This is a genomic window from Catenibacterium sp. UBA627 (assembly GCF_002299355.1).
In the GTDB taxonomy this organism is placed as follows: domain Bacteria; phylum Bacillota_I; class Bacilli_A; order Erysipelotrichales; family Coprobacillaceae; genus Catenibacterium; species Catenibacterium mitsuoka.
Window position 1 is genome coordinate 11,181 of sequence record NZ_DBPF01000156.1, and the last position, 9,404, is coordinate 20,584.

11 protein-coding genes and 1 pseudogene are annotated in these 9,404 nt (G+C 35.6%); 5 read left to right on the forward strand and 7 right to left on the reverse strand.

The window, feature by feature from the left end:
- From B2S90_RS10720 to B2S90_RS10745, 6 genes and pseudogenes are all read right to left on the reverse strand, one after another.
- Positions 1-242, reverse strand: a pseudogene (locus B2S90_RS10720) (acetyl-CoA carboxylase carboxyl transferase subunit alpha); the annotation flags it as partial.
- Positions 243-251: 9 nt separating this feature from the next.
- The gene (gene accD / locus B2S90_RS10725; protein WP_270396977.1) at positions 252-1,112 is read right to left on the reverse strand and encodes an acetyl-CoA carboxylase, carboxyltransferase subunit beta; all 861 of its coding nucleotides are present in this window, start codon (positions 1,110-1,112) and stop codon (positions 252-254) included.
- Positions 1,105-2,466 carry an acetyl-CoA carboxylase biotin carboxylase subunit gene (locus B2S90_RS10730; RefSeq protein WP_117458889.1) on the reverse strand — a complete coding sequence of 454 codons (1,362 nt, stop codon included), beginning with the start codon at positions 2,464-2,466 and terminating at the stop codon, positions 1,105-1,107. The genes accD and B2S90_RS10730 overlap by 8 nt, the downstream gene beginning before the upstream one ends.
- A 1-nt stretch (position 2,467) precedes the next feature.
- The gene (gene accB, locus B2S90_RS10735) at positions 2,468-2,896 is read right to left on the reverse strand and encodes an acetyl-CoA carboxylase biotin carboxyl carrier protein (RefSeq protein WP_006504255.1); all 429 of its coding nucleotides are present in this window, start codon (positions 2,894-2,896) and stop codon (positions 2,468-2,470) included.
- 32 nt (positions 2,897-2,928) lie between these two features.
- Positions 2,929-3,171, reverse strand: coding sequence for an acyl carrier protein (acpP, locus tag B2S90_RS10740; protein ID WP_286697035.1), 243 nt, complete (start codon positions 3,169-3,171; stop codon positions 2,929-2,931).
- A gap of 13 nt (positions 3,172-3,184) precedes the next feature.
- A complete protein-coding gene (locus B2S90_RS10745) occupies positions 3,185-3,724 on the reverse strand; it encodes a biotin transporter BioY (RefSeq protein WP_278780684.1) in 540 nt (179 codons plus the stop codon).
- A 235-nt stretch (positions 3,725-3,959) separates the two neighbouring features.
- Here B2S90_RS10745 and B2S90_RS10750 point away from each other — a divergent pair, with 235 nt between their 5' ends.
- From B2S90_RS10750 to B2S90_RS10770, 5 genes are all read left to right on the forward strand, one after another.
- Positions 3,960-4,238 carry a glutaredoxin family protein gene (locus tag B2S90_RS10750; protein ID WP_215656578.1) on the forward strand — a complete coding sequence of 93 codons (279 nt, stop codon included), beginning with the start codon at positions 3,960-3,962 and terminating at the stop codon, positions 4,236-4,238.
- Positions 4,238-4,774, forward strand: coding sequence for a histidine phosphatase family protein (locus tag B2S90_RS10755; protein WP_286697036.1), 537 nt, complete (start codon positions 4,238-4,240; stop codon positions 4,772-4,774). The genes B2S90_RS10750 and B2S90_RS10755 overlap by 1 nt, the downstream gene beginning before the upstream one ends.
- 82 nt (positions 4,775-4,856) lie before the next feature.
- Positions 4,857-6,170 carry a glycoside hydrolase family 32 protein gene (locus tag B2S90_RS10760; RefSeq protein WP_055233206.1) on the forward strand — a complete coding sequence of 438 codons (1,314 nt, stop codon included), beginning with the start codon at positions 4,857-4,859 and terminating at the stop codon, positions 6,168-6,170.
- A gap of 217 nt (positions 6,171-6,387) precedes the next feature.
- Positions 6,388-7,149 carry an HAD-IIB family hydrolase gene (locus tag B2S90_RS10765; protein ID WP_279068506.1) on the forward strand — a complete coding sequence of 254 codons (762 nt, stop codon included), beginning with the start codon at positions 6,388-6,390 and terminating at the stop codon, positions 7,147-7,149.
- Positions 7,150-7,187: 38 nt separating this feature from the next.
- Positions 7,188-8,921 (forward strand): ABC transporter ATP-binding protein, encoded by a 1,734-nt coding sequence (locus B2S90_RS10770; RefSeq protein WP_055233208.1) that lies wholly within the window; start codon positions 7,188-7,190, stop codon positions 8,919-8,921.
- A 24-nt stretch (positions 8,922-8,945) separates the two neighbouring features.
- Here the strand turns inward: B2S90_RS10770 and B2S90_RS10775 are convergent.
- Positions 8,946-9,404, reverse strand: a 459-nt coding sequence (locus B2S90_RS10775; protein ID WP_286697037.1) for a chromate transporter, incomplete at its 5' end; no start/stop codon positions are given.

Sequence of the window (9,404 nt, forward strand, 5' to 3'; positions counted from 1 at the left end):
CGATCACCACGCATTTCTATAAACTCATCAAACACATGATCAATAAACTCATGTATATGAGAACGTTCAGGCTTTCTTGCAAGATAAACACGATCATATGCACAAAGATGTGAATATGTCTCTTTCTTATAATCGTTGATTGTTTCTTCAATCTTACTGGAATCTATTTCTCTATCATTCTTAATGACTGCAAGTTTCTTTTCTAGCTCCGCAATCTTTTCTTCCTTTTCCTTTAAAGACATAATTCCTCCTTATGCATGCATACGTAATAATAAAGCCAATGTGTCACGCATCTTCTCACGTTCCACAATCATATCTACAAAGCCATGATCCTCTAAGAATTCAGCACGCTGGAATCCAGCAGGTAGCTTTGTCTTCATAGTACTTTCAATAACTCTAGGTCCTGCAAAACCGACTAAAGCTTCTGGTTCTGCAATATTAATATCACCAAGCATTGCGAATGATGCAGTGACACCACCTGTTGTAGGGTGTGTTAAATAAGAAATATAAAGAAGTCCAGCATCTAAATGACGTTTTAATGCAGCACATGTCTTACCCATCTGCATTAAAGAGAAGATGCCTTCCTGCATTCTTGCACCACCACTTGATGTAAAAATAATTAAAGGTAATTTCTTTCTTGTTGCCATTTCAATTGCACGTGTAATCTTTTCACCAGCTACACTACCCATAGAAGCCATCATAAAACGATGATCCATCACAACGACAATCGTACGCATATGATCAATACGACCACCTGCGACAACAACACCATCATGTAACCCTGTCTTATATTCATACTTCTCTAACTTTTCTTCGTAACCAGGGAATCCTAATGGATTTCCTGATTTCATAGACGTGTAGTATTCCTTATACTTGCCTGAATCAAATAACGCGTCTAGACGTGCATACGCATCAATAAAGAGGTGATGACCACACTGTGGACATACCTGTAAATGATTCTTTAAATCAAGTGTACGAATTGTACTATTACAATTAGGACACGCCTGATATAACCCATCAGGCACTTCCTGTTTCTTGACTTTGTTGTCTTTGTTTAAATAACGACGAAAGTCCTGTAACTGTTGTTTTCTTTTCTTCCAGATACTATCCATTTTCACTCACCATCTCATCTAAATGTGTTTCAATAAAGCTTGTATTAAAATGTCCTTTAATATAATCAGGCTGATGTAGGATATAGAACTGTAATGTCTGGTTAGTCGTAATACCTTCAATCACAAGTTCACTTAAAGCACGTCTCATACGCTTGATTGCTTCTAATCGAGTAGGGGCATGGACAATCACTTTTGCGACCATTGAATCATATTGAGTAGGGAGCGTATAACCTGTATATAACATCGTATCCACTCTAACACCTGGTCCTCCAGGTAAATGCATGAAGTTCACCTGACCAGGACATGGTCTAAAGTTATGGAAGGGATCTTCCGCATTAATACGACATTCAATAGAATGACCCTGTAAAGTAATATCTTCCTGTTTAAAGCTTAAAGGTAAACCTGATGCAATACGAATCTGCTGCTTAATGAGATCAATACCAGTGACCATTTCAGTAATAGGATGTTCAACCTGAATACGCGTATTCATCTCAATAAAGTAATAGTTGTTGTGTTCATCTAAAACAAACTCAACAGTTCCGGCATTGGTATAACCAGCACCCTGTGCAGCTTTGACTGCAGATTCACCCATTTTTAAACGTAGAGATGCATCAAGTGCCTTACATGGTGCTTCTTCTATCATTTTCTGATTACGTCTTTGAATAGAACAGTCTCTCTCGCCTAAATGAATCACATTGCCATGCTCATCCGCTAAAATCTGGAACTCAATATGCTTTGGATTCAATACAAGCTTTTCTACATACATATCATCATCACCAAAGCATGCTTTGGCTTCTGCCTTGGCAGTCATAAAGGCATTCTCTAGTTCATCTTCACTAAAGGCCTTACGCATACCACGTCCTCCACCACCAGCACTCGCTTTAATAAGCACAGGATAACCAATCTCATTGACAACTTCTTTTAATTCTTCATATGTATTGACTGAACCATTCGATCCTGGAACGACAGGAACCCCCGCTTCAATCATCATTTCTCTTGCCTTGGACTTATTACCTAATGCATCAATAACATCACCCTTAGGACCAATAAACTTCAGTCCACATGTTTCTACAAGTTTTGCAAAATCACTATTTTCAGATAAAAAACCAAAACCTGGATGAATCGCCTGGCATCCTGTCTCAACAGCTGCAGTAATAATCGCTTCCTTATTTAAATAACTATCAGCACTCTTGGGACCACCCACACATACTGCTTCATCCGCTAACTGTACATGTAATGCATTCTGATCAGCCGTAGAATAAATGGCTACCGTTAAAATATCCATCTCTTTACATGCACGAATAATACGAACAGCGATTTCTCCACGATTCGCAATTAAAATCTTCTTAAACATACTATTCCTCGATGATCATTAAAGTCTGATCAAAGCTGACTAAATCTTCATCCTTCACTAATAGAGAACGGACAGTACCATCTACAGGTGCTTTGATTTCATTCATGACCTTCATGGCTTCAATAATACATAATGTCTGTCCCTTAGTGACTTTTGACCCTTCCTTGACAAAAGGCTGATCATCTGGGGAAGGAGAAGAATAATAAACTCCTACTAGAGGGGCCTTTACTTCTGTACCACTAATAACTGGTTTTTCTTCCTTTACTTCTTGTACAACAACAGGCGCACTTTCACTAGATACAGTGACAGGTGCAGTTACCTGCACCTGTTGACTCTTTTCAAGTTCAAGTTTCACGCCTTCCATTTCAATTTTCATCTTATCGATATCAGCTTTTTCAAAAGCTTCCATCAACTCTCTGACTAAATCCATAGAAAACCTTCTTTCTTTGAAATTCAAACTATTTATTTTAAAAAATAAGCATTTACTTCTAAGTAATCAACAATGTCCTTTACAGTAGCCATCTTGTTGGCTTCTTCATCAGGAATCTGTACATCAAATTCATCTTCTACAGCCATAATTAATTCAACGGCATCTAATGAATCAGCATCAAGATCATCCTTTAAAGATGCTTCTAATGTCACCTGTTCTTCATCACAGCTAAGTGAATCTACAATAATATCTTTTACCTTATCAAATGTTGTCATGTTTATATCCTCCTTATGACAATACTGTCTTTTTTAATACAATCTTTTCTAATTTAAATGCGATCATGCAGCTCACTGCAATCTTTAATGCATCACCAAGTAAGAATGGTAATACACAAGTCATTAATGTACTTAGAAGTGCTGCTTTCATTGTATACATGAAGTAAATACTTCCAAGTCCATAAGTAATAGCTGTTCCAATAATCATGGCAAGAATATGGCCCTTAGCTGAACGGTCATGAGTAATAATAGTACTCATCACTAATGCCATAATAGGAAAACTGAATAAGAAGCCTCCTGTTGGACCTATAAGAGCACCCATACCACTACTAAAATGACTAAATACTGGAAGACCAATCGCTCCCATAATCAAATAACAAAGCACTGTATAGAATGCATGGTTTGGTGTCATAAGACACGCAATGAGATAGATGGCCAGGGTCTGCAATGTGATAGGAACTGCTGTAGGCAATGCCACAGAAATCTGTGATAAACAGATCAGTACTCCTAACATTAATGCGTCTCTGACTAGATTTGAAACATTAGATTTCATATCATTCTCCTTTCCACTACTTGGAATATCAAACTATTCCTTGACTTGCATTATAGACCCTTGTTGAAAAAAATCAAATATATCGGCAATAAATATGACAAAAAAGCCATAATTGTATAACAAATATACTAGTTTGAAATTAAAACTAATAGAACAAGCACTTACATTTAAATCAAATATGTTGATAAATGGCATAAAAAAGAGAATAATAGAGGTAAGAAAGTGAGGGATATATATGAAAAAGATCACAATGTTTTATTTAGAAGAATGTCCATTTTGTCAGAAGGCAAAAAAAGCGATGGATGAACTTATGACAGAAAATAAAGCATATCAATCATTGGATATAGAAAAAATTGAAGAAAGTGAAAATGTCGCTTTAGCTGAAAATTATGATTATTATGCAGTTCCTTCTTTATTTATTGGAAAAGAGAAGTGCTTTGAATGTACAATCCAGGATGATTATGATTCAATCAAGGCAAACTTCAAACGTGTATTTGATGAGGCTTTAAAATAATGGGGCATTTCTATTTTACACGCCATGGTCAGACAATCTGGAATGTAGAAAATAAGATATGTGGGGCAACGGACATTGCCTTAACAGATTTAGGACATAAGCAGGCTATAGAGCTTGGACATTATATTAAGGAACATCATATCCATATAGATCAAATTCTCTATTCACCCCTAAGCCGTGCAAAGGATACTGCCTTACATATATCTGAAGTAACAGGTATACCAGCAAGAGAAGAGCTAAGACTTAAGGAACAGAACTTTGGAAAATATGAATCGACACCTAGAGATGGAGAAGAATTCAAACAGGCAAAGAAATGTTTTGTGAACTCTTTTGAAGGAGGAGAAACAATGTTGCATCTTGCGCATCGTATCTATAGCTTATTAGATGATGTGAAGAAGGATGATCAGCATGTTTATCTTTTAGTTGCCCATAATGGTATTTCACGTATTATTGAATCTTATTTTCATGATATGACTAATGATGAGTTTTCTGCCTTTGGCATAAAAAACTGCGAATTAAAAAAGTATAATTACTGAGAAGTACATCGTGTACTTCTTTTTATGATTGAATATGTGACCGATATCAGTATAATGAATAGTGAGATGGAGGAATACAATAATGAGACCAGAATTACACTTTACAGCACCTAGAAACTGGATCAATGATCCAAATGGCCTGACTTATTTTAATGGAGAATATCATATCTTCTACCAGCATTTTCCATATGATACATCATGGGGCACAATGCATTGGGGACATGCAGTCACTAAGGATTTCCAGACATTTAAGCATCTTCCAATCGCTTTATATCCTTCTAAGGATTATGACAGAAACGGAATCTTCTCAGGTTCCGCATTAAACTACAATGGCAAGATGTACCTTTATTACACAGCCATCAAGTATCGTATTGAAAACCCTGAATATATCCATAAGCCACTTATTAAGGATGACTTAATTGCATCACAGGCATTACTTATTAGTGATGATGGATATCACTTCAATAATAAAGACGCAAAATATAAGGTTGTCGATGTGATTACTGATCCTTCTTTAGGACATGATCAGCATACAAGAGATCCAAAAGTCTGGTTAGGTAAGAATGGTCATGTTTATATGATCCTAGGAAGTAAGGTTCCAAATGGGGATGATTTTGATGGAGAAGTATTATTCTATGAAAGTGAAGATGGAATGACATTTACTTATAAGAATAGATTCATCGATTCTTCAATTGGAAACATGTGGGAATGTCCAGATTTATTTGAATTAGATGGACAGTACTTCTTAGTCTTCTCACCTGAAAATTTAGATGGTTATCCACGTCCTAATAGTAATGCAGCTATTATGCCAGTTAACTTTGATGAAGAAACATGTACAATGTCTAAGGCAGGAGACCTTATGTTTATTGACTATGGCTTTGATTTCTATGCCCCTCAGACATTCTTAGATGAAAACAATAAACGTACTATTCTCGGATGGATGAGAATGAAGGAAGTCTTAGAAGGTGAAGAATGGATTGGTTTATTCACAATGCCACGTCATCTTTCTTATAAGGACGGACATGTCTATCAGGATGTACATCCATTAATTAAGAATACATTTGTGCATACAACAGAGACTATTGACTTTGATGCACCTTTCTTAATGAAAACTACTCTTGAAGATAATGAAACAATCACATTAGGTGGTGTTAAGATTTCTTATGTTGATGATCAGCTAGTCGTAGATCGTACAGCTGTATCTGTGAATAATGATGAACTATACAATATTCATAAAACACCTGTATTAAATGGTCAGTGTGATTTAGAAATCTATTATGATGAAGGTATCATCGAAATCTTTGTGAATAATGGTTATTATGTAGTGAGTCAGATTATCTATCATTTAAAAGAAGAAGAGACACATATCTCAGACTGCACAATCTATACAAGATAAATCATTTGCATATTTCTCTTAAATTGTATATAGTTAGTATGTACTAACTAGGAGGTATACATATGATGAGAGATATACTTGTGACTTTGTGTTCACTTGGATTTGTATGTATCAGTCATAAAGTGAAGACACAATTAAAATATTATGCATATAGAAATCAGAAGGGACATTAATCTCTTCTGATTTTTTTGATAGAATAGATACAAGGGAGGACTATATGATGAGAAAAGTATTATTTTTTGATATCGATGGTACATTGGCTATTCATGGACATATTCCAGAATCTAATAAGAAAGCGTTAGAAGCATTGAAAGAGAAGGGGTATGATACATTTATCTGCACAGGACGTGCACCTTATTATGCAGAGAATCTTTTTGGAAAACTGGTTTCAGGTATTATTTCATGCAACGGGCGTTATATCAGTTATAGGGGTGAAAAACTTCATGGTGTGCCTTTTATACCTGTTGAAGTAGAAGAACTAAAAAAGAAACTAGATAATCTAGGCTGTGGAGGACTCTTTGTCTCTGATACATTCTCTAGTCCTTATCATCTAGAAGGAGATGTACTCACACATGTAAAGAAAGAATATGGTGAAGAACATATTAAAAATGAAGAAGGAACTTATTATACATGTGACTTCTTCTATGATACGTTAGAAAAGAGAGATGCGATGATAGAAGCCTTTAAAGGAGAATGTGTGATTAATGATCATGGTGGTAGTGGTTCATGTGATACTTCTACTCTTGTTTTTGATAAAGGACATGCAATCAAGCATATTATTGATTATTTCTCACTCACTAAAGAGGATGCCTATGCATTTGGTGATGGCTATAATGATCAAGCCATGTTTAGAGAAGTAGGACAACGCATAGCGATGGGAAATGGTGTAGATGTCTTAAAAGAAAAAGCAACTTATATTACTGATACAGTAGATAATGAAGGAATCTATAAAGCTTTGAAACATTATGAGTTACTTTAATCTTGAAATATGGCATAATAATCCGAGGGAGGATCACTATGAAACAAAAAACGGATTTTCAAACATTTATATCTTACTTTAAACCACATCGTCGTCTATTCTTTTTAGACCTTGCATGTGCGTTAATGATTTCTTTAATTGATCTCGCTTTTCCATTTGTCTCTAGATGGTGTATGTATACATTACTACCAAATAGTATCTATAAGACATTCTGGATGGTTATGATCATCTTCTTATTTGCTTATTTAGTTCGTTCATTCTTTACTTATATAATTTGTTATTATGGGCATACGTTTGGTATTCTTGTAGAAGCAGATATGCGTAAAGACTTATTTGAACATATGCAGTCATTAAGCTATGGTTATTTTGATAATAATCGTATTGGACAATTAATGAGCCGTTTAACGACTGATTTATTTGATATCACTGAACTAGCTCATCATGGACCAGAAGACTTATTTATCTCTACTGTGACTATTATTGGTTCTATTATTATCATGTTCACAATTGAATGGCGTTTAGCTTTGGTTATTGCGATTATGATACCTGTTTTCATACTTGTTGTATGGAAATCACGTCATTCTATGAGTGAAGCTTCAATTCGTGTTAAACAGAAGGTTGCAGTCATCAATACTGATATCGAATCAGGACTCACTGGTATGAAAACAGCCAAGGCCTTTGCGAATGAAACAATTGAACAACAGAAGTTCAATACATCCAATGATACATATAAAACATCTAAGAAACAGTTCCATAAAGCTATGGGTCGCTTTAATGCGATTATGGAATTCTTTATGTGTACATTATCACTGATCGTTATTGCGGTAGGTGGAGCCCTTATTATGCAGGGGCAGATGGATACAATTGATCTCATTACCTTTAGCTTATATGTATCCACATTTGTGAATCCAGTGCGTAAATTATCTAACTTTGCGGAATTATTTGCGAATGGAACTGCAGGTCTCCATCGTTTTGTAGAACTACTTAATACAAAACCTCAATTAGAAGATCGTTCGGATGCAAAAGAACTCACACATGTATCTGGACAGATTGATATTGATCATGTCAGCTTTGCGTATGAAGAAGATAGAAATATCTTAACAGATATTGATTTACATATTCATCCAGGTGAAACACTTGCGTTAGTAGGATCTTCAGGAGGAGGTAAAACAACTTTATCTCAGTTGATTCCTAGATTCTATGATGTCACAAAAGGGGCTATCTTAGTAGATGGTCAGGATGTCAGAGATGTGACTCAAACATCATTGCACAACAACATTGGTGTTGTTTCTCAGGATGTCTTCTTATTTGCGGATAGTATTGCGGAAAATATCCGTTATGGTAAATTAGATGCGACAATGGAAGATATTATTGAAGCAGCTAAACTAGCGGAAATCTATGATGATATCATGGAAATGCCTGATGGCTTTGAAACTAATGTAGGAGAACGCGGTGTCTTATTATCAGGTGGACAGAAACAGCGTATTTCTATCGCAAGAATATTCTTAAAGAATCCACCAGTACTTATTCTAGATGAAGCCACAAGTGCATTAGATAGTGTCACTGAAGCAAAGATTCAGGAAACATTTGATAAGTTATCACAGGGACGTACTACTATTGTGATTGCGCATCGTTTATCGACAGTCAAGAATGCAGATCGTATTGCGGTTATTGATGAAGGAAGAATCATTGAACTAGGAACGCATCATGAATTATTAGAAAATAATGGTGCTTATGCACAATTAGTACATACACAGGAATTGATGAAATAAGAAAACGACCTCGCGGTCGTTTTTTTAAATAAGGTAATAAATTGTATTCATAACTCCTGCAAGAAGCATGACAAGAATAGGATCACATTTATACTTAGTAAGTAATATAACACATATACCAAATATCACGACAAGATGGATTTTAAATGTATTGAAGCTTTCACCAAAGAAAGCAGTGGTGAGAATAGAGACACCTGCAGTCGCAATTAATGCGACAACGGCAGGTCTTAACATCTTTAAGACACTCTGTAATTTATCCATATGTCGATATTTGAGATAGAAATAACTGATGATACCGACAATAATACATGACGGTAATACACAACCTATAGTGGCACATATTGCGCCAGGAATACCAGCAATCTTGATACCGACGAAAGTTGCTGAATTGATTGCGATAGGACCAGGAGTCATCTGTGAAATAGAGATAAGATCAGTGAATTCAGGAACAGATAACCAATGATGGGCTGTAATCACCTGCTG

What these genes read in the sequence shown, in the direction of transcription:
- accD (WP_270396977.1), bottom strand. Translation starts at nt 1,112, where the DNA reads ATGGATAGTATCTGGAAGAAAAGAAAACAACAGTTACAGGACTTTCGT.
- B2S90_RS10730 (WP_117458889.1), bottom strand. Translation starts at nt 2,466, where the DNA reads ATGTTTAAGAAGATTTTAATTGCGAATCGTGGAGAAATCGCTGTTCGT.
- accB (WP_006504255.1), bottom strand. Translation starts at nt 2,896, where the DNA reads ATGGATTTAGTCAGAGAGTTGATGGAAGCTTTTGAAAAAGCTGATATC.
- acpP (WP_286697035.1), bottom strand. Translation starts at nt 3,171, where the DNA reads ATGACAACATTTGATAAGGTAAAAGATATTATTGTAGATTCACTTAGC.
- B2S90_RS10745 (WP_278780684.1), bottom strand. Translation starts at nt 3,724, where the DNA reads ATGAAATCTAATGTTTCAAATCTAGTCAGAGACGCATTAATGTTAGGA.
- B2S90_RS10750 (WP_215656578.1), top strand. Translation starts at nt 3,960, where the DNA reads ATGAAAAAGATCACAATGTTTTATTTAGAAGAATGTCCATTTTGTCAG.
- B2S90_RS10755 (WP_286697036.1), top strand. Translation starts at nt 4,238, where the DNA reads ATGGGGCATTTCTATTTTACACGCCATGGTCAGACAATCTGGAATGTA.
- B2S90_RS10760 (WP_055233206.1), top strand. Translation starts at nt 4,857, where the DNA reads ATGAGACCAGAATTACACTTTACAGCACCTAGAAACTGGATCAATGAT.
- B2S90_RS10765 (WP_279068506.1), top strand. Translation starts at nt 6,388, where the DNA reads ATGATGAGAAAAGTATTATTTTTTGATATCGATGGTACATTGGCTATT.
- B2S90_RS10770 (WP_055233208.1), top strand. Translation starts at nt 7,188, where the DNA reads ATGAAACAAAAAACGGATTTTCAAACATTTATATCTTACTTTAAACCA.